Source organism: Kitasatospora sp. NPDC057198, assembly GCF_042670125.1.
GTDB lineage: Bacteria > Actinomycetota > Actinomycetes > Streptomycetales > Streptomycetaceae > Kitasatospora.
This window is the reverse complement of sequence record NZ_JBHUWH010000064.1, coordinates 1-25,048: the sequence shown is the minus strand read 5'-3', so window position 1 is coordinate 25,048 and position 25,048 is coordinate 1. Positions and strand designations below refer to the sequence as shown.

25 protein-coding genes and 2 pseudogenes are annotated in these 25,048 nt (G+C 72.6%); 13 read left to right on the top strand and 14 right to left on the bottom strand.

What is annotated here, in order from left to right:
• Positions 1-643 precede the first annotated feature (643 nt).
• The 3 genes from infA to ACFUEL_RS10910 form a co-directional block, all read right to left on the bottom strand.
• Positions 644-868: a translation initiation factor IF-1 gene (infA, locus tag ACFUEL_RS10920; RefSeq protein ID WP_033216059.1), complete on the bottom strand. Its 225-nt coding sequence runs from the start codon at positions 866-868 to the stop codon at positions 644-646.
• Between the two features lie 71 nt (positions 869-939).
• The gene (locus ACFUEL_RS10915; protein WP_380235767.1) at positions 940-1,701 is read right to left on the bottom strand and encodes a GNAT family N-acetyltransferase; all 762 of its coding nucleotides are present in this window, start codon (positions 1,699-1,701) and stop codon (positions 940-942) included.
• Positions 1,702-1,933: 232 nt separating this feature from the next.
• Positions 1,934-2,923: a hypothetical protein gene (locus ACFUEL_RS10910; RefSeq protein WP_380235765.1), complete on the bottom strand. Its 990-nt coding sequence runs from the start codon at positions 2,921-2,923 to the stop codon at positions 1,934-1,936.
• A gap of 434 nt (positions 2,924-3,357) precedes the next feature.
• Here ACFUEL_RS10910 and ACFUEL_RS10905 point away from each other — a divergent pair, with 434 nt between their 5' ends.
• Positions 3,358-4,377: an LD-carboxypeptidase gene (locus ACFUEL_RS10905; RefSeq protein ID WP_380235764.1), complete on the top strand. Its 1,020-nt coding sequence runs from the start codon at positions 3,358-3,360 to the stop codon at positions 4,375-4,377.
• A 160-nt stretch (positions 4,378-4,537) separates the two neighbouring features.
• On the opposite strand, the gene ACFUEL_RS10900 is transcribed toward ACFUEL_RS10905, so the two are convergent.
• Entirely contained in the window at positions 4,538-4,894 is a 357-nt protein-coding gene (locus ACFUEL_RS10900; protein ID WP_380235763.1) for a DoxX family protein, read from the bottom strand.
• Positions 4,895-5,044: 150 nt separating this feature from the next.
• Here ACFUEL_RS10900 and ACFUEL_RS10895 point away from each other — a divergent pair, with 150 nt between their 5' ends.
• Entirely contained in the window at positions 5,045-5,896 is an 852-nt protein-coding gene (locus tag ACFUEL_RS10895) for a LysR family transcriptional regulator (protein ID WP_380235762.1), read from the top strand.
• Between the two features lie 95 nt (positions 5,897-5,991).
• Here ACFUEL_RS10895 and ACFUEL_RS10890 read toward each other — a convergent pair whose 3' ends face one another.
• The 5 genes from ACFUEL_RS10890 to ACFUEL_RS10870 all read right to left on the bottom strand — a co-directional run bounded on the left by ACFUEL_RS10890 (position 5,992) and on the right by ACFUEL_RS10870 (position 9,832).
• Positions 5,992-6,495 (bottom strand): rhodanese-like domain-containing protein, encoded by a 504-nt coding sequence (locus ACFUEL_RS10890; RefSeq protein WP_380235760.1) that lies wholly within the window; start codon positions 6,493-6,495, stop codon positions 5,992-5,994.
• Between the two features lie 233 nt (positions 6,496-6,728).
• Positions 6,729-7,394 carry a TetR/AcrR family transcriptional regulator gene (locus ACFUEL_RS10885; protein WP_380235759.1) on the bottom strand — a complete coding sequence of 222 codons (666 nt, stop codon included), beginning with the start codon at positions 7,392-7,394 and terminating at the stop codon, positions 6,729-6,731.
• 54 nt (positions 7,395-7,448) lie between these two features.
• The gene (locus ACFUEL_RS10880; RefSeq protein ID WP_380235758.1) at positions 7,449-8,411 is read right to left on the bottom strand and encodes a quinone oxidoreductase family protein; all 963 of its coding nucleotides are present in this window, start codon (positions 8,409-8,411) and stop codon (positions 7,449-7,451) included.
• Positions 8,412-8,667: 256 nt separating this feature from the next.
• Entirely contained in the window at positions 8,668-9,150 is a 483-nt protein-coding gene (locus ACFUEL_RS10875) for a hypothetical protein (RefSeq protein ID WP_380235757.1), read from the bottom strand.
• A 106-nt stretch (positions 9,151-9,256) separates the two neighbouring features.
• Positions 9,257-9,832 (bottom strand): hypothetical protein, encoded by a 576-nt coding sequence (locus tag ACFUEL_RS10870; RefSeq protein ID WP_380235756.1) that lies wholly within the window; start codon positions 9,830-9,832, stop codon positions 9,257-9,259.
• Positions 9,833-10,816: 984 nt separating this feature from the next.
• Here ACFUEL_RS10870 and ACFUEL_RS10865 point away from each other — a divergent pair.
• The 4 genes and pseudogenes from ACFUEL_RS10865 to ACFUEL_RS10850 all read left to right on the top strand — a co-directional run bounded on the left by ACFUEL_RS10865 (position 10,817) and on the right by ACFUEL_RS10850 (position 13,896).
• The gene (locus ACFUEL_RS10865; RefSeq protein WP_380235755.1) at positions 10,817-11,548 is read left to right on the top strand and encodes a hypothetical protein; all 732 of its coding nucleotides are present in this window, start codon (positions 10,817-10,819) and stop codon (positions 11,546-11,548) included.
• A 214-nt stretch (positions 11,549-11,762) separates the two neighbouring features.
• Positions 11,763-12,813, top strand: a pseudogene (locus ACFUEL_RS10860) (transposase).
• Positions 12,814-12,844: 31 nt separating this feature from the next.
• Positions 12,845-13,165, top strand: a complete 321-nt coding sequence (locus tag ACFUEL_RS10855) for a MafI family immunity protein (RefSeq protein WP_380235754.1) — start codon at positions 12,845-12,847, stop codon at positions 13,163-13,165.
• A gap of 107 nt (positions 13,166-13,272) precedes the next feature.
• Positions 13,273-13,896 carry a helix-turn-helix domain-containing protein gene (locus ACFUEL_RS10850; RefSeq protein WP_380235753.1) on the top strand — a complete coding sequence of 208 codons (624 nt, stop codon included), beginning with the start codon at positions 13,273-13,275 and terminating at the stop codon, positions 13,894-13,896.
• Positions 13,897-13,936: 40 nt separating this feature from the next.
• Here the strand turns inward: ACFUEL_RS10850 and ACFUEL_RS10845 are convergent, their stop codons facing one another.
• The gene (locus ACFUEL_RS10845) at positions 13,937-14,137 is read right to left on the bottom strand and encodes a hypothetical protein (RefSeq protein ID WP_380235752.1); all 201 of its coding nucleotides are present in this window, start codon (positions 14,135-14,137) and stop codon (positions 13,937-13,939) included.
• A 135-nt stretch (positions 14,138-14,272) separates the two neighbouring features.
• Here ACFUEL_RS10845 and ACFUEL_RS10840 point away from each other — a divergent pair, with 135 nt between their 5' ends.
• The 3 genes and pseudogenes from ACFUEL_RS10840 to ACFUEL_RS10830 all read left to right on the top strand — a co-directional run.
• Entirely contained in the window at positions 14,273-14,899 is a 627-nt protein-coding gene (locus tag ACFUEL_RS10840) for an IS3 family transposase (protein WP_380235768.1), read from the top strand.
• Between the two features lie 117 nt (positions 14,900-15,016).
• Entirely contained in the window at positions 15,017-15,523 is a 507-nt protein-coding gene (locus ACFUEL_RS10835) for a DUF1877 domain-containing protein (RefSeq protein ID WP_380235751.1), read from the top strand.
• Between the two features lie 34 nt (positions 15,524-15,557).
• Positions 15,558-15,743: pseudogene (locus ACFUEL_RS10830) on the top strand (IS110 family transposase); the annotation flags it as partial.
• Here the strand turns inward: ACFUEL_RS10830 and ACFUEL_RS10825 are convergent.
• The gene (locus ACFUEL_RS10825) at positions 15,730-16,083 is read right to left on the bottom strand and encodes a hypothetical protein (RefSeq protein WP_380235750.1); all 354 of its coding nucleotides are present in this window, start codon (positions 16,081-16,083) and stop codon (positions 15,730-15,732) included. The pseudogene ACFUEL_RS10830 and the gene ACFUEL_RS10825 overlap by 14 nt on opposite strands.
• 176 nt (positions 16,084-16,259) lie before the next feature.
• Here ACFUEL_RS10825 and ACFUEL_RS10820 point away from each other — a divergent pair, with 176 nt between their 5' ends.
• Positions 16,260-16,655 (top strand): DUF6193 family natural product biosynthesis protein, encoded by a 396-nt coding sequence (locus tag ACFUEL_RS10820; protein WP_380235749.1) that lies wholly within the window; start codon positions 16,260-16,262, stop codon positions 16,653-16,655.
• 8 nt (positions 16,656-16,663) lie between these two features.
• On the opposite strand, the gene ACFUEL_RS10815 is transcribed toward ACFUEL_RS10820, so the two are convergent.
• A complete protein-coding gene (locus ACFUEL_RS10815) occupies positions 16,664-17,350 on the bottom strand; it encodes a class I SAM-dependent methyltransferase (RefSeq protein ID WP_380235748.1) in 687 nt (228 codons plus the stop codon).
• Between the two features lie 801 nt (positions 17,351-18,151).
• Here ACFUEL_RS10815 and ACFUEL_RS10810 point away from each other — a divergent pair.
• The gene (locus ACFUEL_RS10810) at positions 18,152-18,388 is read left to right on the top strand and encodes a hypothetical protein (RefSeq protein WP_380235747.1); all 237 of its coding nucleotides are present in this window, start codon (positions 18,152-18,154) and stop codon (positions 18,386-18,388) included.
• A 1,555-nt stretch (positions 18,389-19,943) separates the two neighbouring features.
• Here the strand turns inward: ACFUEL_RS10810 and ACFUEL_RS10805 are convergent.
• A complete protein-coding gene (locus tag ACFUEL_RS10805) occupies positions 19,944-20,630 on the bottom strand; it encodes a hypothetical protein (protein ID WP_380235746.1) in 687 nt (228 codons plus the stop codon).
• Positions 20,631-20,819: 189 nt separating this feature from the next.
• On the opposite strand from ACFUEL_RS10805, the gene ACFUEL_RS10800 reads away from it, so the two are divergent.
• On the top strand, positions 20,820-23,033 hold the full coding sequence (locus tag ACFUEL_RS10800; protein ID WP_380235745.1) for a serine/threonine-protein kinase: 2,214 nt from the start codon (positions 20,820-20,822) through the stop codon (positions 23,031-23,033).
• A gap of 104 nt (positions 23,034-23,137) precedes the next feature.
• Positions 23,138-24,376: a hypothetical protein gene (locus tag ACFUEL_RS10795; protein WP_380235744.1), complete on the top strand. Its 1,239-nt coding sequence runs from the start codon at positions 23,138-23,140 to the stop codon at positions 24,374-24,376.
• A gap of 58 nt (positions 24,377-24,434) precedes the next feature.
• Here ACFUEL_RS10795 and ACFUEL_RS10790 read toward each other — a convergent pair whose 3' ends face one another.
• Complete coding sequence (locus tag ACFUEL_RS10790) at positions 24,435-24,992, bottom strand: MarR family winged helix-turn-helix transcriptional regulator (RefSeq protein WP_380235743.1); 558 nt, start codon at positions 24,990-24,992, stop codon at positions 24,435-24,437.
• Positions 24,993-25,048 lie beyond the last annotated feature (56 nt).

Below are 25,048 nucleotides of genomic sequence, written 5' to 3'. Positions count from 1 at the left end.
CTCCTACGGTGGCCGGGTGACCGAGCCACCAGAGCCGCCCGCCGCGGCCGAGCAGTCCGCACCCGGCGCCCGCACCGGAACGTCCGGCGGCCCGCACGGCCGGCCCTCAGGGGAGGAACCCTCCGTCGTCGCGAGGGCCGTCCGGCACCTGCCCCGGGCCGTCTCGGGTCGTGCGACCCTGGCGGGTGCCGTCGTCTCGGGCCTGCTGATCCTCGCCATCGTGTTCGGCAGCCGCCTGGTCAGCCCGGCCGCGTCCCGGACGGCCGCGGCCCCGTCCAGCCAGTCGAACACCCGCTCCGGACCTGCGCCCGCTTCCCCGACCTGCGCGTCTGCCACCATGCCCGGCACTCTGTCACCCACCGCGCGGCGGGGGCAACGCGCGCCGCCCCGGTGTGCGGCGTCCCACACCCGCGGCCCCGCCGCGGGAAACCGCTCGCCCCCGCCGGGGCGGGGAGACCGCACTCCCCCGGTGGGCCTCTCTCCGTTGACGGCCGCGATGTCGACGGCCGCGATCACGAGCGGTGACGAGCGCCTGTTCCCGGTCCTGCTCGGCAAGGTGCCGGACGCCGAACCGGCCGGGCCGCCCCGCCACCGGCGAGGCGGCGGGGCGGCAAGGTGGCGGGGCCGACGGCCTGGAGCGGGATCAGTTGCGGTAGCGGTACATGATGCGGCCCCTGGTCAGGTCGTACGGGCTGAGTTCGACCAGGACCCGGTCGAACGGGAGGATCTTGATGTAGTTCTTGCGGATCTTTCCGCTGATGTGGGCCAGTACGTGGTGGCCGTTCTGCAGTTCCACCTTGAAGGTGGCGTTGCGCAGGCACTCGAGGACGGTGCCCTCCAGTTCCAGGCCCTTGGATACACGTGGCAAGAGATCTCGATTCTTCGTCGGGACGGGGTTGCGGTCGGGGGTCCGGCCGGGGTGCCGGCCGGGGTTTGCGATCAGGGGTGGACCAGGTGCAGGAGGTGGCCGGTCCGCTCGGCGCCGAAGCCCTCCAGCAGGGCGGTGGCGGCGGTGCGGGAGCGGTCCACCTCCGCCCGGGCGGTGCTGGTCCCGGTTTCGTGCAGGGCGTGCAGGGCGTGGGCCAGCAGCGAGCGGCCGATCCCCTGCCGCTGGTGGGCGGCGCGGACGGCGAGCAGGCCGATCCGGGCGGGCCCGCGACCGGTGCGGACCACCCGGACCAGACCGGCGTACCGGCCTTCGTGGACGGCGACGGCGTACAGGGAAGGGTCGATCAGAGTGTCCCCCGGCGGGCCCGGTCGAACCTCCGCGGGCATGCTGTACCAGCCCGAGGACGCCTCGACCTCGGCCCGGATCTCCCGGTCCAGCAGCCGCAGTCGGGCCTCGTCGGCCGTCCCGGCGGGCAGCACCGCGACCCCGGGGGCGGGCCGGGGGTCCCGCCCGGCGGTGGACAGGACGTACTCCCACTCCTGCCGCTCGGGAACGAACCCGGCCCGCTCCCAGTGGGAGGCGAGCGCGGCGTCGTCCCCCGCGACCAGGGTGCGGAGCGGGGCGGGCAGGGCGGTGAGCATCGCGGCGGCCAGCGGCGCGAAGGCCGCGTCGTCCCACACGTCGATGCTCACGTAACGGCGCCCGTCGGGGGCGGGCCGCGGGGAGAAGTCGCCGTGGCCGACGACCGCGTCATCGGTCACGGCCTGCCACTGGGTCTCGTCGACCCGGATGATCTGCATGTTGGTGTCCATCGGCTCTTGCCTCTCAGGAGTGCTCGCATTGTTCTCGCGCGGGCGCTCCCGACGACACCTGTGTCAGTCGTTACACCGTGGGGGAAGGGGGGAGCACCCGCCTCGATCCAGCTCTCATGGGGAACTCACCTCCTCGCTTCCGTTCACGGCGATCCGAACACTAGCAACCCGCCGCCGCCCGTCCAACCCATTTGTTCTCCGCCCCCCTTCCGGCTCCCTCCCCGGTAGCGGTTCACCGGGCGGCCCGCGCGGCGAGGCGGCGCAGCCGCCGGTAGGCGGTGCCCCTGCCGGGGCTGGTGAGGGACCGCAGATCGATCCAGGGGAACTCGCTGGCGTAGCCGTTGAGGGCCCGGAAGTGCGGGGCGGCCAGGGCGTGCTCCCCGGCGAGGCCGAAGGCGGCCGCGAAGTGGCCGTGGGCCGCGATCGAGTGGTAGCCGCCCCGGAAGTCGGGGTGCAGGACGGAGTGCTCCGCCGCGTCGACGAGTTCGGCGACGACCTCGGGACGGCGCAGGTGCGCCGGGTCCTGCTCGCCGCCGACGTTGAACCGGCGTTCGAGGTGGACCTCCGCCAGCACGACCGGGTTGAGGCTCCCGGGCTCCGCGACCAGGCGGCACTGCCGGGCGAAGGTGAACGCCTCCTCCCAGGAGCCCGCCCACTTGGGCAGCAGGTGCTGGAGCAGCTGGGACTGCGCGGGGTAGTCGTGCGGGTCGTGGGCGGCCAGCCGCAGGTAGTGCCGCCTGGTCCGGTCGGTGCCCTGCTGGAGGCCGCGGGAGACGGGCAGCCGCAGCCGCCAGGCGTCGGTGTTGCCCGGCTCCTCGGCGGTGACCTGGCCGAGGAGCTTGTCGGCGATGCCGAGCCGCCGGCGGAAGACCGCGAAGTCCTCCGCGGAGACGTACTTGGCCAGGCTGCTCCCCCGGGCCTCCCACGCCTGGTGGACGTAGTACCCGCCCTGCAGCACCCGCGGCAACGTGCTGCCGGGGTGCGCAGCCACCGCCCGCTGGAGGAACCCGCCGACCTCCGGGGTCTCGGTGACGACCCTGATCGCGAAGGACCGGTCGGCCGGATCGGTCAGCGCGTCGAAGAAGGCCGCCACCTCCTCCCAGCTCGACCTCCGGACGGATTCGCGCAGCGCGGCCAGCTCGGGGAAGGCCAGCAGCGGGTCGAACTCCGGCGCCCGGGCGGGGGGTTCGACGGGTATCTGCGGCGGCGGGAGGATCGGCATCCGGGCATCGTAGCGATCGCACCCGAACCGGTACCGGCGCCCCCCGCCGGAACCGGTGAGCGGTACCGGCGGCGGTCGTGCCCCCGGCCGGTCGGACGTCGCGAACCGTTCGACTCCACGGAACGAGGCGCGGGGTCGGGGCCGGTCAGGGCCGGTCAGGGCCGGTCAGGGCCGACGGTTGCGGCGGATCGTACGGCGGGGCCGCACCGGTTCGGTGCGCCGCCGGCGGGCGGTGCCGCTGCCGGCCTCGGCCGGCGGGAGGCCGTCCCCGCCTGCTGGGCACCGACCCGGCCGCGAGGCCCTGCGCTGGGCCCGCCCGCCCGCCCGACGAGGCGTCACCTTCCAGCGCACCAAGACCGGGAGGGCGTCCGCCGGGGCGGCCGACCAGCGAAAACCGCGTGCCCCCGCCGACCGGCACCGGCGACACTGGCGCCATGACCGGTTCCGCACCGTCCCAACTGCTTCGACCGCGTGCTCTGGAGCCCGGAGATCTCGTTGTCATCGCCTCACTGTCGGGTCCGCTGCCGGCCGACCGCGAACCCAACGTCGAGCAGGCGGTCGTGGTGCTCGAGCGGATGGGATTCCGCGTACGCCGGGCTCCGCTGCTCGAAGCAGGGCGCCGCCACTGGTGGAACGCGGCCGCTCCGGCGGAGATCGCCGGGGAGCTCAACGCTCTGCTGCGTGATCCCGAGGTGCGCGCGATCGTCGCGAGCGACGGCGGTCAGACGGCACTCGGCTACCTCGACCTCATCGACGTCGAGGCGGTCAGGGCCGACCCCAAGCCGATCCTCGGCTACAGCGACGTCTCGCTGCTGCATCTGGTGCTGTACGCGCGCACGGGCCTGGTCGGGTTCCACGCCGACATGGCCGTCCCGGGCTTCGGCGGGCACTGGCAGTCCGCGCCACCGGCCCGCCAAGCGGAACTCGAGGGGCTCTACTCCGGGTTGCTGACCGGCACCGAGGCGATCGGTGCGCTGCCCACGAGCCCGTCGTGGGAGTGCTGGCGTCCTGGCCGTGTCGAGGGTCGGCTGATCGGCGGGGTGATCAATCGCATCGTGCTGGCGCAGGCGACGCGTTTCGCGCTGCCGCTCGAACGGTTCGACGGTGCGGTGCTGTTCTGGGAGGAGGCGGGCGGTCTGGCCTCGCACGTGTGGAGCTACCTGCAGGTGATGCGGCACTGCGGCATCCTCGATCGGATCTCCGGCATGGTCGTCGGCGTTCCGCACGAGATCAGTGGGCTCGAACCCGGCGTGTCCCCGACCCTGCCCGAGATCGTCCTCGACGTCCTCGGCGACCGTGACATCCCGGTCCTGGGCAACGTCGACTTCGGGCATGCCGGCCCGAACCTGCCGATGCCGGTCGGCATCCGCGTCGGCCTCGATGCGCAGCGACGGACGCTGTCGCTACTCGAACCGGCGGTGGCGCCGCCCACGGTGACGGCACCGGCCGGCTGACCACCACTGACGTCACGGATCACCGCCCCGGTGAACGTATGCGGTCACGGCACCGGGGACCGTCCAGCCGATCATGTGACTGTCGCCCGGTCGGATCGTCACCCCGCGCCTGGGGCGGGGCGGGCACGGGCGCACCGACCGGTGACCGGCCGGACGGCCGCTACCCGAGGGACAGCAGGAGGGCCGCGGCCGCGGCGGCCAGGAGGACGAGGTTGAGGCCGATCCGACGGTCGCCGCCGGTCAGGTGGACCGGGACGGCGCCGAGTTGGAGCAGGAGGAGGCCGGTGGCGGCGGCCGGGGCGAGCCAGGGGGCGGTGCCGGTCAGCGGGGGCAGGAGCAGTCCCGCGGCACCGAGGAGTTCGAGGACGCCCAGGGCGCGCAGGGCGGGCAGCGGGACGCGGTCGACCCAGGCCATCATCGGGCGGAGCCGGTCGGGGCTGCGGAGCACTTTGAGCGCACCCCCGTAGAGGTAGAGGAGGGCGAGCAGCCCGGCGACGATCCAGTAGGCGATTTCCATGGTTCCCGTCCGTAGGGGGGGGACGCCGCTGTGCGGGCCCGGTGGCGGTGCGGGCCCGGCCGGCCGCGCCCGTACGAGTCCACCGCCGGGGCCGGTCGGCTGTCCAAGACCCGTTCCGCGCCGCCGATACCGGATGGGTATCGTCGCAGCGTGGAGCTACGGACACTGCGGTACTTCGTGGCGGTCGCCGAGGAACTGCACTTCGGCCGGGCCGCCCGTCGCCTGCACATCAGCCAGCCGCCGCTGAGCCGGGCGGTCCGGCAACTGGAGGGCGACCTCGGGGCGCGGCTGTTCGTCCGCTCGCCCTCGGGCGTCGCGCTCACCGCGGCGGGCACGGTGCTGCTGGAGGAGGCGCGGGCACTGCTGGCCGGCGCCGAGCGGGCCCGGCTGCGGGTGGCCGCGGCGGCCGGACGCACGGGTCTCACCATCGGCATCCTGGGCGACAGCACCGATCCGGGCGTCTCCCGGTCGGCGGCCGCCTTCCGCAGCAGCCGCCCGGACGTCGACGTCCGGGTCCGGGAGACCGACCTGACCGATCCGACCTGCGGGCTGCGCGCCGGACTGGTGGACGTCGCGCTGACCCGGGCGCCGTTCGACGGGGCCGGTCTGGCGGTGCGCACGCTGCGGGCCGATCCGGTGGGGGTGGTGGTGCGCGCGGACGACCCACTGGCCCGCCGCGAGCGGCTGCGGCTCGCCGAGCTGTCCGGCCGGCGCTGGTTCAGGTTCCCGCCGGGCACCGACCCGCAGTGGCAGGCGTACTGGCACGGCGGCGTCCCGCGCGAGGGGCCGGTGGTGCGGGGCGTCCAGGAGTGCCTGCAGGCCGTCCTGTGGAGCGGCACGATCGGCCTGATGCCGCTCGGGCACCAACTGCCCGCCGAGCTGGCCGTGGTGCCGCTGGTCGACCTGGCGCCGAGCCGGGTGGTGGTGGCCCGGCGGGAGGACGACGGCGATCCGCTGGTCCGCGCGTTCGTCGAGGCGGCGACGGAGGCGTACCGGGCCTGAGCCCGGACCGGACCGGGGCCTGACCGGGGTCGGACGGGGTCGGGCCGGGAACGAGATGGGCCGGTCCGGGGCCGAGATGGCCGGGTTGGCGGGGATCAGCAGGCGCAGGAGATGCCCGAGCGCGGGGCGGTCAGGTCGTCGATCGGGCGCTGCTCGCTGCCGGCGGCGGTGTCGTAGGCGAAACCCTCGCGGACCCAGTACTCGAAGCCGCCGAGCATCTCCTTGACCCGGTAGCCGAGCCGGGCGAAGGCCAGCGCCGCGCGGGTGGCGCCGTTGCAGCCGGGGCCCCAGCAGTAGGTGACCACGGTCAGCGACGGGTCGATCGACTCCGCCGCCCGCTCGGCGATCTGCGCGGTGGGGAGGTGGACGGCGCCGGGGAGGTGGCCCTGGTCCCAGGCGGCCTTGCTGCGGGTGTCGACCACCACGATGCCGGGCACGCCGGAGGCCAGGTCGGCGTGGACGTCGGAGACGTCCGCCTCGAAGGCGAGCCGGGCCGCGTAGTGGGCGGCGGCCTCGGCCGGGGCCGCCGCGGGGACGTTCAGGACGGCGCTGGTGGCGGTGGCGGCGGTGCTGGTGGCGGTGGCGGTGCTGGCGGGCATGGGGGTGCCTCTTTCCGATGGTGCGGAGGTTCTGGAGCCGGGTTCCGGGGCCGGGGCTCCGGGTTCCGGGGCCGGGGTTCCGGGGGCGGGCCGTTGGCCGTCCTGGTCGCCCCGGTCGGCGACGTCTCCAGTCTCGCGGTGCGCGTGCCCGCTCCACGAGTGGCGTGACCGCCCATGGGCGTCAAGATCCCGCCAACCCGCCGGGGGCGGCGCGCACCACCCGGCGCGGTCCTTCAGCGTTCCGCGGCCGCCCCGCGCCCGTCCCCGGGTCCGTCCTCCCGGCCCCGTTCTCCCGGTCCGCCCTCCCGGTCCGTCTCCCCGCGCAGGCGGGCGAGGCCCGTGTCCAGGGCGGCTTCCAGGTGGGCGGTGGCTCCGGTGGCCATCAGGATCAGCACACCGCCCTGGATCCCGGCCATCAGCGCGGCGGCTTCCCGGTCGGCGTCCAGGCCCGGGGCGGCCGCGCCGTCGTCCTGCAGGTGGCGGATGCCGGCGGCGAGTTGGCGCTGCCACTGGGCGAGCAGTTCGCAGGTCACCGCCCTGGTGGCGGCGGTGGCCCCGCCGAGTTGGGCGAGCGCCGTGTGCAGGGGGCAGTTCAGGCCCTGGGCGCGGTAGCGGGCGATCACCTTGTCGCGCCACCGCCACCAGGCGTCCCAGGTGGTGAGGGAGCCCAGTTCGGGCTGCTGGTCCTCGATCACCCGGGCCGCCTCGTGGCGGGCGACGGCGAGCAGCAGGTCGTCCTTCCCCCCGGGGAAGTAGTGGAAGAGCTGGCTCTTGCTGGTCGCGGTGCGGGCCATCACGTCCTCCAACCGCACCGCGAACACCCCGTGCTCGCGGATCTGCTCGGCGGCGCCCTCGACGATGCGCTGCCGGGTGGCGGCACCCTTGCTGGTCAGCGGCACGGCTCTCCTCCGGGGACGGGGCGGGACGGGGTGAGACAGGGTAGGACGGGGCGGTCAGGGCAGCAGGAGCAGTTTGCCGGTGGTGCGGCGGGATTCGAGGTCGGCGTGCGCGCGGGCGGCGTCGGCGAGGGGGTAGCGGCCGGTGATCCGCTGGACCAGTCGCCCCTCCCGGACCATGTCGAACACCTCGCCGGAGCGCCGCACCAGGGCCTCGCGGGTGGCGACGTGGTGGTGCACGACGGGGTAGCTGAGCAGGATGCTGTTGGGCAGGTCGGTGGGCCGCAGGGACGGGACGCCCATGAACGGGCCGTAGTAGGCGTGCACGCCGTGCGGGCGCAGCGAAAGCTGGGAGGAGCGGAAGGTGTCCGCGCCACCGCCGTCGTAGACCACGTCGGCCCCGCGTCCGCCGGTGAGTTCGCGGACCCGGTCCTCGAACCCGGCGCCGGAGTGGACCAGGACGTGGTCGGCCCCGGCGTCCTCCGCCACTGCCGCCTTCTCCTCCCGGGAGACCAGGCCGATCACCCGGCCGCCGCGGGCCTTCACCAGCTGGGTGAGCAGCCGGCCGACGCCGCCGGCCGCCGCGTGCACCACGGCGGTGCTGCCGGGGGCGACGGGGTAGGTCTCGGTGGTCAGGTGGTTGGCGGTCAGGCCCTGCATCAGCAGGCCGCCCGCGATCTCGTCCGGCACCGCGTCGGGCACCTTGACCAGCGCGTCCGCCGGGACGGCCAACAGTTCGGCGTAGCTGCCGGGGTGGTAGAACCAGGCCACCCGGTCCCCGGCGGCCAGGCCGTCGACGTCCGGGCCGAGCGCGGCGACGTACCCCATCCCCTCGGCGCCCAGGACGGTCGGCACCGCCCAGCCCGGCCCGCCCTGGACGCGGGCGCCGACGTCCATGTAGTTGACCCCGGCCGCGCCCAGCCGCACCAGCACCTCCCCCGGGCCGGGTACGGGGTCGGGCAGTTCGGTCCAGCGCATGGTCTCGGGGCCGCCGTGCTCCTCGATCCGGATCGCGTGCATGGGACAGCACCTTCCTGTTCGGGCCCGGTGGCGTCCGGGCACGTTCAGCACGCTAGGCAGCGAAAAATGGACCGGCAAGTCCAGAAAAGCGGGCTCGGGCGCGGTCGGCGGTCCCGCTCCGCTGGGCAGTCCCGGCTCTCCCGACGACCTGTCCGCACGGCGCGGCGGGGGCGTCGTGCGGCTGACGGTGCAGTACCGGACGCGGAAGTGCCGCCGTACGGTGAACCCGCTGCGCAGCCAGAGGTCTGACCCCACATCACCTCACATCACCCCCGTCACCCCCCGTCACCCCCTGATCACCACCGTCCGCCGGCCGGGGTTCCGCCCCCCGCTTCCCGGCGCCCCAGCGGGCGTATCCCCGTTCGAGCTCGGCCGCGTACTGCCGCAGGTCGAAGCGGACCTCCTCGATGACGCCGCCGTCGGCCCCGGGACACCCCAGACCGCTCCACACCACGCTCCGCCCCCGCCGCAACTGGATCCGGACCTCGACTCCGGGCACGCCGCCCCCGCCCCGTTCCAGCGTGGCCACGTTCACGGTGCGGGCCTGGTCGGTGGGCCAGAGCGGACCGCCGGGGCGGAGCAGCAGGCCCGGCGGCGCACCGACCGCACGGGCGTCGCTGCGTGTGATCAGATCGAGGCCGTCCACGAAGAGGTACGTGTGCACGGCCTCGCACAGCGGCAGCCCGGGGCAGACGCCGATCAGCAACGTGCTGACCCGCCCCTGGCCCGGGGCCGGCACCTGGCCCCGTCGCTGCTCCTGCCGCTGTCGTTGTCGCTGTCGTTGCGCTGGGCCGCCGGAGCGGTCGTCCGCTCCCGCTGGGAGGGCGCGAAGCGTGCGCGGGGGTCTACGCGGCACCGGACCTCCCTCGCCCACCCCCGGCCCGCGGGGCCTCGGAGGTGGCACGGGTGGTGGCACGCTGGTGCGGGTGGACGGTGTTCGGGCCGTCCGGAGTCCAGAAGCGCACGGCGCCGTCCTGCGCGGACTCGGTGAACCAGCTGCCGTCACCGAGCCCTTGGACAGAGCCGGCCACCGGGAAGGAGCAGTCGCCCCGCACGGTCACCCGGGGTGCGGCACGATCCGCGAACTCCGCGAACTCCGCGAGCCGGTGTCGGCCGGTGCCGTACACGTCGTCGCCCTCGGCCGTTCCCACAGCCGCCGTACCCCCGCGGAGGGACCCGGCTGTGCAGCCGACGTGGTCCTGTGGCTCCTCCCAGGCGTCCGGCCCCGAATCGGGATCCGGGTCGGAGGTGGTGCCGGAGCGCGGGAACGGCGGGCCGGCGTACGGTTTCGCGGTGACGGCCCTGTCGAAGGCCCGGTGCGCGGCAGGACGGTCCTGAGCATGCGTCACGGCCAGCAGCCGGTCACCGGAGGCGCTGGCCGCAGGCAGGACGAGGTCCTCGCCGTGAAACCGGTCGACCATGCCACCGGCTCCGCCGTCCCAACCTCCCCAGCACCGGGAGGTGCTGTCCGGCCCACCACCGATGCCGAGTCCCGCCTGTTGCGGGTCGGGGTGCGGCACGTGGAACGAGCCGACCGCCACCATTTCCGTCCCCGACCCCATCCCCGTCCCCACCCCCGTCTGTACCGTGCTGTCGGAGGCGTCGGCAACGAGCCACTCGTCCGCCGCCCGGCCCGCTCCCGGCCCGTCCTGTGCCGGCGAGCCCAGGAGGTGGGCCCGCACCGGGGCGTCGTCCGCAGAGAAGGGCTCTGATCCGCTGCCCCCGTAACGGTGTTCCCGGCCACTCGGACACTCCCCGTCCGCTTCGCGGAGACCGCGTCCAGCCCAACGGCAGGACCGGGCCTCCCGGTGGAGCGCCCCGAAACGGTCCCCCGCCCACAGCGCGCACGGGCTGGCGCGGATGTCGAGGTCACTGGCGGACGCCACCGCGCACCGGCCGACCCCGCGCGGCCACGGTGCCGGGAACCTCGTCTCCACGACGACCCACGCATGGTCGCGACGGTCCACCTCCCGGCCCACCACCACGGACGGCCCGTCGTCCGGCCTCGCGTACGGGAAGGAAGTGGCCCGGCCGGCGACCGGGCGGGCTGTCACGGTGGCGGTCACGAGGTGCTCCGAAGCGAGGACGATTCCTTCCACGCCACCCTAAGCGCTGTCCCGTAACTGGTCTTTGAAAGATCGAGTGCCGCATCAGACAACTGTGACTGCGGTCGATGGATTGCGATTCCAAGTCGTAGTTTGCGAGCGGCGGTCCGAGGGTCGATCAAGTCACGTTGAGAAGTTGAGCTGCCGCACCGCAGTTGGAGATCAGCCACGAAGTGGGAACCTGGCACTATCTGTGTGGGCGGCGATCTCGTGGATGGGCCCACTGACCAGACGCCGCCTGCTCTCCTGCTGCTCGACCCTACGACACGGTTCGTCGGTGGCGTACCGTAGGGTCCGCTCATGATCGCGCGTCCCACCGGGCGAGCGGACGGGCCGTACGATGCGGCCTTCCTGCCGCGCCAGCAGATGATTCTCACGGCTGCCGAGCAGCCGATCGTCACCCCCGTGGCCAAGTTCGGCGGCGAGCCCGTCTGGCTGTCCGAACCGGCCTGGCCGGTACACCCGACCTCCGGCGAGCCGCTGGTGTTCATCGGGCAGTTCCCCGTCCCCGGCCCCCAACTCCGCCTGGCCTACCTCTTCCTCCACGAGGAAGGCATGATCATGGGCGGACTTGGCGCGGAGGACGGCGACGCCGTCCTGCTGGTGCAGCCGGACGGCCGCGTCCCGCCTTTCGCCGCCATCGGACCGCCCGGCACGCAGGGACGGACCCTGTGGCGCTGGAGCCCCGACGAGACCGAGATCCCCGTCGAGTGGCACGTCGATCTCCAGCCGGTGCCGCCCGAGATCGACCGCTCGATCGACGAGAAGGCGGCCTGGCAGCGTGGCATGCGCGGCGAAGGTCCCGCCACTGAACTCCCCGACGGGGAGGACCTGCACGACTACCTCGGCGGCGCCGCCTGCTACCCCAACATCGACGCACGCGTCGACGCCCCGTGGCAGTTCCTCTTCAAGATCAGTGACGGCGGCGAAAGCCCGGACGATCCGTACTTCCTCAACTTCGGCTACGGCTACGGCTACGGCTTCGTCAGCCCCGACCACCGCGAAGGCCGCTTCTTCCACGAGTGTTCGTAGACGCCCACGGCGTCGGCGCATCACCGACAGCCACCACTGCTGGGCAGCACCTCGCAAAGCAACGCTCGCAACAGCTCGCAGCCTACAAGTCAAAACCGCAGGCTACGGCGGGCAGACACGCAAACTAGTGCTCTGATCGGGTTGGTTCGCCGGGTTGGTGGTTCTGGCGGTTGGATGTGCGGTGGCGTCCGTTGATCCGACCGTTGGGGATGTGGTGGCCGAGCCTGTCCGTGTGCGCAGGTTGACCGACCGGGAGGGGCAGAAGCTGCAGCAGATCGTGCGCCGGGGCAGCACCAGCTCGGTGCGGTCCCGGCGGGCGATGCTGCTGCTGACCTCGGCCGGCGGGAACCGGGTCCCGGTGATCGCCCAACTGGTGCAGGCCGACGAGGACTTCGTCGTCCGGACGGCCACCACCCGTCCGGCCAGACTCGGCCGGCCCTTCACCCGCTGGTCGATCCGCAAACTCGCCGCCTACCTGTGCAAAGTCCACGGCCGCGTGATCCGGATCGGCCGCGAGGCGTTACGGTGCCTGCTCGCCCGCCGCGGCATCACCTTCCAGCGCACCAAGACCTGGAAGGACTCCCCGGACCCCGAGCGTGATACCGAGCCCGACCGAATCGAAGAGGTCCTGGAGCGGTTCCCGGACCGGGTGTTCGCGTTCGACGAGTTCGGGCCGCTCGGCATCCGCCCCACCGCCGGCTCCGGCTGGGCACCTGTCGGTCATCCCGAGCGGCATCCCGCGACCTACCACCGCACTCATGGAGTGCGGTACTTCCACGGTTGCTACTCGGCCGGTGACAACACCCTGTGACGACACCCTGTGGGGTGTCGACCGGCGCAAGAAGGGCGCCGCGAACACGCTGGCTGCCCTCCGGTCGATCCGCGCGGCTCGCCCGGACGGCGCCCCGATCTACGTCCTCCCGGACAACCTGTCCGCCCACAAGGGCGAGAAGATCCGGCGCTGGGCGAGGAAGAACCGCGTCGAGCTGTGCTTCACGCCGACCCACGCGTCCTGGGCCCACCCGATCGAAGCCCACTTCGGGCCGCTGCGGCAGTTCACGATCGCGAACTCGAACTCGAACTCGAACTCGAACTCAAACCACCGCAACCGCACCGTCCAGACCCGGGCCCTGCATGCCTACCTGCGCCGGCGCAACACCAACGCCCGCCACCCCGACGTCCTGGCCGCCCAACGCCGCGAACGCGCTCGCATCCGCAGTGAGAGGGGCATCCGTTGGGGCCGGCGGCCGGCGAAAGTCGCGTGACCCCACGGACAGCACCAGCAACACTGGCGCCATGACTGTTGATCGTGAGGCGCTTCAGGTCGGCTGGAACCGGACCCGTGGCCACCTCGATACTGCTCGGGCCCACCTGGCGGGCCTGCCCGATATCGATCTCTCAGCGACCCTTGAGTTCCTGGAGCACAACGAGCTGGGCCTTGCCTTCGACTGCCTGGTCGATCTCGGCGACGACCTCGACATGCCGCTCGCCTTCTGGCAGCACCTGGACCGAGCAGCCCGTGAGATGCGGCTCTACAGCGACGCGCTGCACAAGCCCCACCTCACGGCTGCCGACCTCTGCCGTCGCCATCTCGCAGCCGCATCCGAGCAGGACTGACCGCCAACCCGGCGAACCTTCCCGATCAGAGCAACTAGCGATCACAGTCACAACAACGTTCGCCCCGTCATGGGACACTGCTCCGTCGATCGGGGGAGAGTGTGGCCGTGGAGACTGCCAACCGCGCGTTGACTGCGGACGTGATCGCGGCACTGAGGTACTGGCCCGGTGTCCTATGGGTGGGCCAGAAGAACCCTCCGGACCCGGTGGACATAACGGTCCTGCTGCCCTTCTTCAACGAGGTGCTGCAGGACCTTCCGTGGTGGAACCGCGTCTGGAAGGTCGACCGGGTCCAGCCGGGACGTCCTGCAGAGACCGGGGACCACCTCTGTGATCCCGCCGCAAGGTTCACCGAGGTGTCAGTCCCGGGGACGGTCGCTTCCGGCAACGGCGAGAGCCTGCCGTTCGTCGCGAAGGTCGGGTTCAGGGGCGACCGGCTGATCCGCTTCCAGGCCAAGGTCGGCGACGTCGTCATCGGCCCGGCCTTCGCCCCTGCCGGGCAGTCGGAGCCGCACCCGTTCGGGCGGACGCTCGCCGGATTGATGGACCTGCGTGGGATTCCGGTCAGGGACATGGCCGGGGCCGCCGGACTGTCGGTGTCCACCATCCACATGCTCCGCCACGGGAACAATCCGAATTTGCTGCAGGTCCGCCTGATCGCCAGGATCCTGGACATGTCCGAAGCGGACGTCAAAGTCATCGCCGGACTCGACGACGGCAGCACCCAGTAGTTGACAGGTGGCGGCATCACCATGCGGCCTTGGTACCGCGTCAAGCGACGTTCGCCCTGGTGACGATTTCGCGTAGGCGGTCGTCGGCGGCGCGCTTGTTCCGCCAGACGATGCAACGGCGGGTCATGCTGCCCTGGGCCTTGTGGCTGGAATTCTCGGTGCCGCCGAGGGCGAAGTAGCGCAGGGCGGTCAAGTATTTCGCCGGAGAGACGAACTGGTGAGCCGTTTCCAGTTCGTCCACGACCACCGGGGCACCTACGAGGTGAAGCGGCTGTGCCAGATCCTGGACGTCAGCCGGTCCGGCTAATACAAGTGGCTCGGCAGTGTTGATGCCAGAGCCGTCCGCCGCCGCGAGGACCGGACCCCGGCCCAGGAGATCTGCCGCATCCACGCCGACTCCGGCGGCGCCTACGGCTCGCCGCGGGTGACCGCGGAACTGCGAGAGACCGGCACGCGGGGCAACCACAAGCGGGTCGCCCGGGTCATGCGCACGCACGGCATCGTCGGCATACGCCTGCGCAGAAGGGTCCGCACCACCCTCCCGGACCCTGCCCCGACGTCGGTGCCAGACCTGTTCCAGCGGGACTTCACCGCCACGGAACATCGCCGATCACATGCGCACCGCCGCCTGGTCGCCGACGCGCTGCGGATGGCGGTCCAGGTCCGCGGCAGTCTGGACGGGGCGGTCTTCCACAGCGATCACGGCGTGCAGTACGGGGCCAGGGCCTTCGCCGACCTGTGCTCGCACCTGGGCGTCACCCGGTCGATGGGTGTGGTCGGCAGCAGCGCGGACAACGCCGCCTGCGAGAGCTTCCACGCGTCCCTGAAACGCGAGCCCCTCAAGGGCGCCCGCGACTACGGCGATCCCGCGACCTGCAGGAGGACCGTCTTCGCCTGGCTGACCCGCTACAACACCCGCCGCCGGCATTCGGCCAACGAACAGCTCAGCCCCAACGAATACGAACGCCGACACCACACCGCTAAGCTCGCGCTCGCCGCGTGACAACCAACCGCGTGTCCATCTTCACGGGCGAAGGCTCCTGGTCAGCGAACGCCAGGGCCGAGGGGGGCCGGCTGAGCGAACTGCAAATCCGGTGGACAGTGTCGGGATACTGTCGTCATGGCCGTCACCCAGCAGCTTGCCCGAATCTCGGCGGAGTACCTCGCTGCCTGCCGCCGGTCGGCCGAAGAATCGCCGAACGGAGATCACCGCTGGGATCCGCCATCGGCGGACTGCCTCGATCTCGACTGGTCACCGCCCATGCTGAGACAAGCCTTCGAACTGGCCCGGCTCGATGCTGTCCACCTGGAAGCGATCAATCGCGCGACCGACGGCGACACCGATCTTGACCTGGGATTCCTCAACACGCATCCGCATGAGATCGGCTTTTTCGGGCCCACCCCGACGGGCCTCTCACCGGCCGGAGTCGCCCAAGTGTCGACACTGCTCGGAGAGATCGACACACAGATGATCCAGCCAGTCCTGGAGAGCGCCGCGGGCTCCAGGATCGGCCGGGAACTCACCGGAGATCGGAACGAGTACTTGCTGGGGCACTTCCGTGCCCTGCGCGACTTCTACGAAGGAGCGGCCCAGAGGAACCTTCTGGTTGTGCTGTGGTGGGACTGATCGGGTGCTGGTCGGCCGACGGAAAAGGAACGGCTCACCCGGAGCCAGGGCCCACTACCGCCGGCGGCGCGATGAACACGGAGACTGGCACGCGGCCGCCCTGCGAAACCTGTTCAACCGCATGATCGGCCAGCTCTACCACTGCCTACAGCAGAACAAGCTGTTCGACGAACGCATGGCGTTCCCAGCAACGCCTGAGCTCGCGGTCAGCGCTGCTTGACCGGCAGCAACTCGACAATCCCGCCCGGCAGCTCAGGGTCTTCGCGCCAGGCTGCGGCGATCGATGCGAGGGCTGCCCATGACTCCTCCGCGACGGATCCGGAGCGACCCGTTGCGAGCTCGGCATGCAGCCGACGGCACAGGTGGGACGTGACTTCGTACAGGGCCCCGTTGACCTCCGCAACACGCACCCACGCGGATCCCGGAGCATGAGGCGGCTCTCCGTTCAGGCGGATGGTCGCAGCCGCGGCAGCGTATGTCCGTCCGTGGATGAAGTCCCGCAGCGCGACCACCTGGTCCCACCTCGGCAAGGAGGGCTGGGGACGGTCCGACTCGATCATGCCGCGAGGCTACCCCGGCCCGGGTCCAGGAGCCTCCACACGAAGGCCCCCTCACCAGCGCGTGCGCCGAAACCCGCCCGCCCCGGCCCGCGCACCACAAGAAGAGAACCAAGCCACGACGAGCAAGCCAAGGTGCCACCTCGTGACGCCGACGGCGCGAAGTGGATGATGGCTCGATGACAACGAATCCATCGAGCGCGGACAGGGTCGAAGCGGGTTGGCGAGCGGTCCGCGCTGACGGGTGCGTGCGTCCGGAGCTGCTGGACCTCGCCTACGCCGAACCGAGCTTGCGGCAGCTTTTCCCCTGGACGGGCATGGGCGAGCTGCACTTCAGTCGGTGCACGGAACAACGCTGGACGTGGGACATCCCCTACGTCCAGCCCGTAGCCGGTGGCGGTTACCGGGTCTCGGGACCTCTGCGTTCGCAGACCGCCGGACCTGCGGCGACAGCCGCAGAAGCCGTTGCCATGGTGGTGGAACGCCTGCCTGCCGGGTGCGGACCCGCCTTCGTCGGCACCCCGGATGAACTCGTTGCCCATGAGGAAGCAACCCGAGGCCGCCTCAACGGTTAAACGGCAAGTTAAGAGCGGGCGCCGGCACCGTCCCCGCCGGAGGTCGACGGTTTTCCGTGCCCGCCGCCGACCGGGGCGCGGTAGACCAGCAGGTACCGCCAGAACAGGAGCCGCCTCGCCCTGGCACCGGGTAGGAGCACGGCGGCTTCCCGCACCGTCTCCGCATAGGTCATCATCGGCGGTTTGACCGGTGCCCGGACAGCGCCGGGCCCGGTGGGAGCTGTGCCGCGGAGCCGCTCCGTGAGGGCGACGACGGCGCGCGCGGCCGCGTTGACGGGGACGGCGGCCAGGCTCCACAGCCAGTCCGTCCGGGACTTCTCCGGGTAGCAGCCGAGGACTACCAGCACCCCGCCCGGGGCCAGTGACTCCCGCAGCGCCCGAACGGTGTCGAACGGCATGTGGTGGAGGCTGGCCAGGCAGGAGATGAAGTCGTAGTGCGCCTTGGGTAGTTCGCTCCGGGTGACGTCCGCCTGTCGGAAGTTCGGTACCCGGCCGCCCGCCCCGGTGCCGGTCAGCGCCCGGGCGGCCTCGATTGCCTCCGCCGAGGGGTCGACCGCGTCCACCTCGACCCCCGACGCGGCCAGCCGCCGGGCGAAGCGGCCCGTTCCGCAGCCGACATCGAGCGCTGTGCGGCAACCGGGCGGGAGGTGGCGCAGCAGGAGGCGGTGGTAGTGGTCGTTGTGGTCGAAAGGCATGGCAGCGACCCTGCCACAGCTCAACTCCCTTCCGATAGCGGGAGACTCCGCACACACACCCTCCCGTCCTCGCCGCGCCGGGCCGTGCCGCACCGGGCCGTGTCAGTCCCGACCAGGTGCGGTGGGGACGACGGCCGCACCGTCCTGTTCGACCTTGTCGGCCAGGACATCCGCAGCCCGGGTCACCGTCTGCTTGTCGCGGCCGCGCAGTGTCGACGCACAGACCGGACGGGCCCACAGCGGCGGCAACGGCCCGACGTGGACGGAACAGCAGCGCCGGCAGGGGCCAGCCGACCGCACGGTACGGGCCGAACAGCAGACCGACCGAAACGGCGAAGATGACGTCTCCTCCCGCGAAATCCAGGGCCATCTGCGGCCTGACGGCCCTGGCGACGGCACGGAAGCGCCCGACCAGACCACCGCGATCCGGACCGGCCCCCGCCCGAACCCTCGACCTGGGCGAATTCGCCGATGCCGCCACGCCGACGCCCCTCCCAGAACTCCCTTTCCGCCCGCCGGACTTCAACCCGCCTCCGTTCACGCTCCTGCTCTCCACTGAGCTGGATCCGTTCCTCCAGCGCCTCGCTCCACTCCCGCTACCGCCCGCAACCGCTCCTCGCGAGCGGCCCGTGCCTCCCCCGTGCTCAGCACAGCGCCAGACTGCCGACGCCGCTCCGCCCGTACGCCGAGGGTCTGCCGACCCCGAGGTACTGAGCCTTGGTCGATCTTGTCGTTCAACCGCAGGGCCGCTGCTTCGAAACTGGTTGTGGTGGCTGTCACCTCCGTGGAACAGTCCAGGGCATGCGCCTGCCCACTGACGGAGTCACCCCGGTCTCGCGGCTCGTGATGCTCGATGACCTTGAAAATGACGACGGCTACTTCTGCGAGCTGGCGAGCCCGCTGTTCCTTGCGCCAGGTGACCGGGTCTTGTTCGACGGCATGAGGGCGAGCCTCGCAGTGACCAGAGCCAACGGCGAGACCTTCTCCCCGACCGGCACGTGGGGTGTTCGCTGCCGCTACGGCCGCCCGCGCTTCTGAGACGAGGACGTGTCACCCGCACGGGGATTTTCCGGAGACTGGAGCGGTTCTCACGTGCCCCTGGACTCGGCCGAGAGAGCCAGAACTTGACGCGAAGGCCGCAGTGGTGAACTTGCCGGACCAGGGTGCTCAGGGCGCTCAGAGTGATCCACTCGCGGAGCCGGCACGCTTTTGAGGGGCCTTCCACGACCGTCTGACCGGGCGGCGTGGCGCGCTGTGCGAGCCGAACGGGTCGGTGTTGTGCCGCGGCGGCCCGGCGGGGACGTTGGTGGACCTGGCACTGACGCCCGAACATCGGCGCGAACACGGGGCCCGGTACGGCGCACTGGACCGGGGGCGGGTAGGCGTCGATCGACTGCGGTCGGAGCCGGCCAGTCTGCCCGGTCTGCCGCTGCCACGGGCCGCGGACGATCGCCTGGTGCCCACGATGGACGTATCGCCACGGCTGCGTCCGGACGCCCGGACCCGTCCGGACCGCTCGTTCTGCCGCACCTCCGGCCCCGGCGATGCCTGTGGCCCGGCCGCGCTGGAGGTGACCTCGCGGGACGTCACCGACCCCCAGCACCCCCGAGCGCACCGCCCCGGCGGGCTGCGGCTCGACGCCGCCCGGCGCGTGTTGGAGTGTCAGGAGCGCGAGAAGGCGCGCCCAGTGGGAAGTCGAACGGCCGGGCCACCCGGGCAGCAGCCTGGACCAGCGGGAACGGATTGCCTGCACAAGGATTCGCATGACCTCAAAGTAACGAGGCGCGCACCGACTGTCATTGATGCCAGGTTCCGTCTTCACGGTGCAGCCAGCCTCACCAAAAAGACGGTAGGAGGCTGCAGAGACAGGGCCCTTCCGATCGACCAGTCTTGGGACCGACGACGCCGGTCCGGTGCCGGCGCCGCTCGGGCGAACCGATGTGACGCCCAGTCAGGAAGTGGAGGAACCGGTGACGGACATTCGCACGATGCTCAGCAGGTCCGGGCTGCGCTGGGGCGCGACCGTGAGGGCGGTGGGGTCGGTGACCTGCTCCTGGTGGGTGCTCGGCTCCGCGTCTTCCGCGTCCGCGCGGCGCCGACGGCTGCTGAGGTCACTGCCGCGGCCGCACCCCGGCGAGCGGGTACGGGCTTCCGAGACCGGGCCGGGTCACGGCGCCGACCGTGAGAACTGCCGCCCCGGGCCCGGGGAGCGGTTCAACACGGCCTGCGTCCAGCCGGGGCCGCCCGACCACGTGCCGGTCCCCAGCAGGCGGGTCGCGCTCGGCGGGTTTACCGACCGGCGCCGGGCCCAGCCCGCCCACGCCGCGGATCCGCCCGCCGCGGACCCGCCCGTCACGGAGCCGGCCGCCCCGCCCCTCGTCGGCTCCACCCGTCCGGGGTGGCCCCGTACCGCCCGGGGCCACCGCACTCCGCCGTCGGAGGCCCACATACCGGAGCTCTGCGCACCAACCCTCTGTGCTCCGGAGCACCAACTCCCCGGAACCCCAGCGGTAGGCACCTCACCGGTAGGCACCTCACCGGCAGGCACCTCACCGGCAGGGGCCCGGTTGACAGGAGTCCGGTCAGCAGGGCCTCATTCGCCGGTCGGGTAGCCGATCTCCGCGATGTCCCCGGCGAGGTCAGCGAGGTCGAGCTCCGGGTTGAGCGCACTCACGACCTCCTGGGTCAGCGGCCGCAGCGCGCACACGTGACGGACGGCGTCGAGGTCGACGTCCATCTCGTAGTACTCCTCGGCGAAACTCCGGTACGCCTCGGGGCTGTTGTCCAGCAGCAGTTCGAACAGCCAGGAAGCGCCGCCGTCCTCCTCGACGCCCTCGGGCACGGGTGCGGGGGCGCCTGCCCGCCAGGCGGTGTCGGCCGCTTCTCGCCAGAAGCACACCGTCGCCTGCAACTGCTCGTCGTCGCAGAACGCGGGCTCCTCGACCTGGGCCCGGAACACCTCCGGCAACCCGTCGAGCAGTCCGGGCCACGGCCCTACCGTCCCCTGCTCCATTACTCTCTGCCTGGCCGGGCTGAGCGCGGATTCGTGGTCGAAGCCCCGGACAAAGGCGCCCGTCTCCGTGAAGACGATCGAGTACTCGTCCCCGCTGCCGTTCCGCATCGAGGCATTCACCTCCTCCGGCGCCCACCGCGAGTCGCACGAGTAGTACCGCGCCTCCCAGTTCGGGCTGAGAACGGCGTCCAGCATCGCCAGGGCGCGGCAGCGCTCCAGGACGACCGGCGTCCCGGGCAGGTGGCTGATCAGTTCGGTCACGTGCATCCGCCCATTCGAACACTGCCAACCGACGGTGCCGGAGGCGGTGCTGGCCACCCCCGGGCGAGGGGCCGGGGGCGGTTCCACGGCAGCGGTCCGCTCCCCGGCCGGGCTGGTAGATTCCCGGGCAGACCGGCCCGCACGTTCCGTGTTCCGCCACGGCGCGTCCCGGTCGGGGAGATCGGGGAGGCACTCTTGGCCGCAGGACGGGTACTCGCCGCGCGCTACCGGCTGGACGAGCTGATCGGCCGCGGCGGCATGGGCCAGGTCTGGCACGGGTGGGACGCGGCGCTGCGGCGCCGGGTGGCCGTCAAGCTGCTGCACACCGACCTGCACGACCCGCGCGGCACCGAACTGTTCCTCAACGAGGCCCGGCTCGCGGCCGGCCTCGGTCACCCCGGCATCGTCACCGTCCACGACCTGGGCCACGAACCCGACGGAACGGTCTACCTGGTGATGGAACTGCTCATCGGCACCGACCTGGCCGTCCGGCTGCGGGCGGACGGACCGCCGCCGGTCGCCGAGGCGGTCGGCTGGACGCTCCAACTCTGCGACGCGCTCGCCTTCGCGCACGCCGCACGGGTGATCCACCGGGACTTGAAGCCCGCCAACCTGTTCCTCGCCCCGGACGGGCGGCTGAAGATCCTCGACTTCGGCATCGCCAAGCACCGCGAAGGCCGCTCCGACTCGCACAGCCGGGTGATGGGCACCATGGCGTACATGCCGCCGGAGCGCTTCCACGGCCGCTCCGGCGACCACCGCGGAGACCTGTACGCACTCGGCTGCGTCCTGTTCGAGTTCCTCACCGGTCGTCCGCCGTTCGGCGCGGGCGATCCCGTACCGCTAATGCTGCGCCACCTGTCCGAACCGGCCCGCCCGCCCGGCCGCGAGGCACCCGGCCCGGTCCCCCAGGAACTCGACCGCCTGGTCCTCGACCTGCTCGCCAAGGACCCGGACGAACGCCCCCGGTCCGCCACCGAGGTGCTCGACCGACTCCGCCACCTCACCACCACCCCCGCCCCGGAGACGCACCTCCCGACCGAGCGGAGCACCGTCCGCCAGACGCCTCGGGCCGCCCCGCTCCCGGCCGCCCCGCTCCCAGCAGTCCCGCCCCCACCCACCCTGGCCCCGGCCGCTCCGCCCCCGGACAGCCCGCTCCCGGCCAGCCCGGTGACGGCCGTGACCGCCCCGCTGCCCGCGTCCGCCCCGACGCTCCTGGCCGGCACTGCGGTGGGCACCGTACTGGACACCGCGCCGGGCACTGCCCTGGACACCGCGCTGGACACCGCGCCGGGCAGCGTCCCGGAGCCAGGGCCGCACGCCGAGGAGTCGGTGTACGCCGACTGGATCCGCACCCTGCACGCCGCCGGTCAACTACCGCCCCCCGAACGGATGCTGGCGCGGCACGGCCGCGGCTACCAGTCCGGAGCCTGGGCCGCTGCGGCGGCCGGGGCCTGGCCGGCCGCGGGGCTCGGCGCACTGCTGGCCACCTACGAGGACGCCCGACTCTCCCGCCTCGCCAACGAAATCGTCCGCAGCATCCCCACTCACCGCGAGCCGGGCGAACTCCCCGCCGTCCTCGCTGGGCTGCGCGCGGCCGGACAGCAACTCCGGCTCACCATGCTGAACGCCGCGCTCGAGGCCAACGGCCCGCAGATCCCACTTCCGGCACCGTCAGTGACACCACCTGCGGCACCACCTGCAGCACCACTCCCGGCGCCACCCGTGGTACCGCCGGCGGCCGCCCCGGTCCCGGCGGGCCGCACCGAGCTGTACGCCCGACTCGCCCTCCGCACGCGCGCCGTGGAGGCGGAGGGCACCGCGCTGCTCGCCCGGCTCGCCCACGGGATGCGTAGCCTCGCGGCCCGTCCGGCGGTGCCGCCGTTCGCTGCGGTGGTCGCGGCGGTAGGCGCGCTCACCGCCACGGGGAACGCGGACAAGGCGGCGTTCCTCGACTGGATCGGGGCGCAGCCCTCGGGCCCGGACCGCTTCCGGGCCGAGTGGCTGCCCGCCCTGCACCAGGTCGGGCACTCGAGGATCTCGCCGGACGACCTGGTGTCAGCGGTCGCCTGTGCCTGGCCGGCGGCTGAACTCGGCGCGGTGGTGGCCGCGTTCCACGCCTCCGGACAGTTCGTGGTCGCGGAGTGCCTGGTCCGGCTGGCCCCGTCGGTGCGCGCCCCCGCGGAGTTCCCCGACCTGGTCGCCGGGTTCCGGCGGGCGGGCCAGCACGGTCGACTGAAGATCCTGCTGTGGGAGGCTGGCCGGTTGGCCCCGCTGTCCATAGCGGCGGCCGCGGCGGCTCTCACCCTCGCCGAGGAGAACGATGCCGCGATCTCGCTCCTGCACCCCCGCTCAATGACACTGGCGGAACGCCGGAACCTCCTGCTCAACCGGAGCCCACACCACTGACCGCCCGCCCCGGCTCCCCCGCCCAGTGCCCTACCGGGCCCCACTCCGCCCTACGGTGCACGCTGTCGTCCAGCACAGCCTGCGTCCGTGACTGGAAGATCCTCATGCCCGTCGCCGCCCGTCTCGTCACCACCGTCACCGCCCCGCTCAGCTCACCTCCCCCGACCGGCCGACCCGACCGGCCCGGCCAACCCCACCGGCCCGCCCAGCCCGCCCATTCCGACCGGCCCGGTCCGCTCCCGTTCGGACTGCCGCAGCTCCGGGTGTTCTCCGGTGGGCGGCGGCTGCTCGTGCAGCAGGGGGACGCCGAGGTGGGGGCCGTGGCGCTGGGAGGTGCGGAGAGTCCGGGCGTCCCGGTGGGGGCGGTGCGTTTCCCGGCGCCGTGGCCGCGTCGGTTCGGGGAGGTGGCGGTGCTGCCGGGCCTGGAGGTCGCGGTGTTCGCGGGCACGCACGCGCTGCGGGCGGTGGCGGCGGACGGGTCGACGGTGTGGGAGGTGCGGCACGGCTGCTGGGTCTGCGGCTCGCTGCACCCGTCGTTCGAGGCGTACGCGGACGACCCCAGGCACCGTTTCCCGGACGGCGGCTCGGTCACTCCCGGCTCGGACGGCACGCTGCTGTGGGCGCACGTCCCCGGGCCGTTGGAGGGCGACGACCCCGGCGCGGCGAACGGTCACGAGTGGTGGCTGGTGCTGGACGCCGCGAGCGGGCGGGTCCTCGGCCGGGCGGTGACGGAGACCGTGGCTTCGGGGTCCGTCCACCTCGCCGGTCCGGATCCGTCCCGGATGGGGCTGAGCATCGGTGTGGGCGAGGAGGGCTCGCCCGCCTTGCGGGGGCGGTGGAACGGGCGGCGGCTGGTCGTCGAACGGCGTGCGGAGGAACGGTTCCTGCTGGCCGTGAGCCCGTCCGGGCGGTGGCTGCTGGAGGTCGACACCGGGCAGTGGTCGCTGCTCCTGCTGGACGCCGAGAGCGGAGAGACCCTGGCCGAGCTGGACGCCGAGGGCGCCGTACCCCCACCCCACCCCCACAACAGCACCAGCACCAGCACCAGCACCAGCACCAGTAACGACCGGGTGTACTGGGACTTCGACGCGGCGTTCCTGGACGAGGACACCCTGGTTGCGGGGACGTCCGAGTCCGACCAGCAGTCCGGCCGGGCCCGGCACTGGCTGGTCGATGTCCTGACCGACCCGGCCGACAGCCGTCCGTCAGGGCTGGCGCTGCGGGGCGAGGTCGCCTACCCGGCCGGTCCTGTCGTCGCGGGGGCGGTCGTCGCGGCGGGCAGCGGTACCTGGGCGACGGTCGCGGCGGACGGCGGCGCGGTGCACCTGTGGGAGTCGGCCTGACGGGCCTCGCAGCCGACCCGGCGGTCCTCTCGGTGAGTCCGACGGGTCTCGCGGCCGGTCACTCGCCGTCCGCGGTGCCCTGTTCGTAGGCGGCCATGGTGCGCACGAACAGGGCGCGCTCGGCGGGGCTGAGCGGGGCGAACGCGGTGCGCCAGGAGGCGGAGCCGTTGGCGAGCCAGCGTTCGACGGCGGTGCGGGTGGCGGGGTCGGCGGTCAGCGAGACGATGGTGCGCCGCCGGTCGGCGGGGTCGGGGCAGCGCTCCAGGACGCCCTGACGGGTGAGGTCGCCGATCATCAGACTTGCGGTGGTGTGGGCGACTTCGAGGCGTTCGGCGAGCGCTCCGACCGGCATCGGGCCGTCGAAGACCAGGTAGGCCAGCAACGACAGGTGCCGGGGGGCGAGTTGGAACCCGGCCAGTGCCTCGGGAACGGCGATCCGCTTGACCCGGGCGGCGACCCGGGGCATCAGGAGCAGCATCGCCCGGACGGCGTCGTCCGCGGACAGCCCTTCCTCGGAGCCGGAGCCGGAGCCGGAACTGTAGCCGAGGCCAGCACCGGAGCCGGAGCCGAAACCGGGGTCAGCACCGGAGCCGGGGGCAGGGGGCGGACTGGCCATCTGTCCTCCCGGGTCCGTGCGCGGTCGGTGCGCGTCGAGGTCCGGCCCCGCTGCTG

Excerpts from the sequence above, each read along its gene's own strand:
- ACFUEL_RS10915 (WP_380235767.1), bottom strand. The coding sequence starts at position 1,701 with ATGGACACCAACATGCAGATCATCCGGGTCGACGAGACCCAGTGGCAG.
- ACFUEL_RS10910 (WP_380235765.1), bottom strand. The coding sequence starts at position 2,923 with ATGCCGATCCTCCCGCCGCCGCAGATACCCGTCGAACCCCCCGCCCGG.
- ACFUEL_RS10905 (WP_380235764.1), top strand. The coding sequence starts at position 3,358 with ATGACCGGTTCCGCACCGTCCCAACTGCTTCGACCGCGTGCTCTGGAG.
- ACFUEL_RS10900 (WP_380235763.1), bottom strand. The coding sequence starts at position 4,894 with ATGGAAATCGCCTACTGGATCGTCGCCGGGCTGCTCGCCCTCCTCTAC.
- ACFUEL_RS10890 (WP_380235760.1), bottom strand. The coding sequence starts at position 6,495 with ATGCCCGCCAGCACCGCCACCGCCACCAGCACCGCCGCCACCGCCACC.
- ACFUEL_RS10880 (WP_380235758.1), bottom strand. The coding sequence starts at position 8,411 with ATGCACGCGATCCGGATCGAGGAGCACGGCGGCCCCGAGACCATGCGC.
- ACFUEL_RS10870 (WP_380235756.1), bottom strand. The coding sequence starts at position 9,832 with ATGGTCGACCGGTTTCACGGCGAGGACCTCGTCCTGCCTGCGGCCAGC.
- ACFUEL_RS10865 (WP_380235755.1), top strand. The coding sequence starts at position 10,817 with ATGATCGCGCGTCCCACCGGGCGAGCGGACGGGCCGTACGATGCGGCC.
- ACFUEL_RS10855 (WP_380235754.1), top strand. The coding sequence starts at position 12,845 with ATGACTGTTGATCGTGAGGCGCTTCAGGTCGGCTGGAACCGGACCCGT.
- ACFUEL_RS10835 (WP_380235751.1), top strand. The coding sequence starts at position 15,017 with ATGGCCGTCACCCAGCAGCTTGCCCGAATCTCGGCGGAGTACCTCGCT.
- ACFUEL_RS10825 (WP_380235750.1), bottom strand. The coding sequence starts at position 16,083 with ATGATCGAGTCGGACCGTCCCCAGCCCTCCTTGCCGAGGTGGGACCAG.
- ACFUEL_RS10820 (WP_380235749.1), top strand. The coding sequence starts at position 16,260 with ATGACAACGAATCCATCGAGCGCGGACAGGGTCGAAGCGGGTTGGCGA.
- ACFUEL_RS10815 (WP_380235748.1), bottom strand. The coding sequence starts at position 17,350 with ATGCCTTTCGACCACAACGACCACTACCACCGCCTCCTGCTGCGCCAC.
- ACFUEL_RS10810 (WP_380235747.1), top strand. The coding sequence starts at position 18,152 with ATGCGCCTGCCCACTGACGGAGTCACCCCGGTCTCGCGGCTCGTGATG.
- ACFUEL_RS10805 (WP_380235746.1), bottom strand. The coding sequence starts at position 20,630 with ATGCACGTGACCGAACTGATCAGCCACCTGCCCGGGACGCCGGTCGTC.
- ACFUEL_RS10795 (WP_380235744.1), top strand. The coding sequence starts at position 23,138 with ATGCCCGTCGCCGCCCGTCTCGTCACCACCGTCACCGCCCCGCTCAGC.
- ACFUEL_RS10790 (WP_380235743.1), bottom strand. The coding sequence starts at position 24,992 with ATGGCCAGTCCGCCCCCTGCCCCCGGCTCCGGTGCTGACCCCGGTTTC.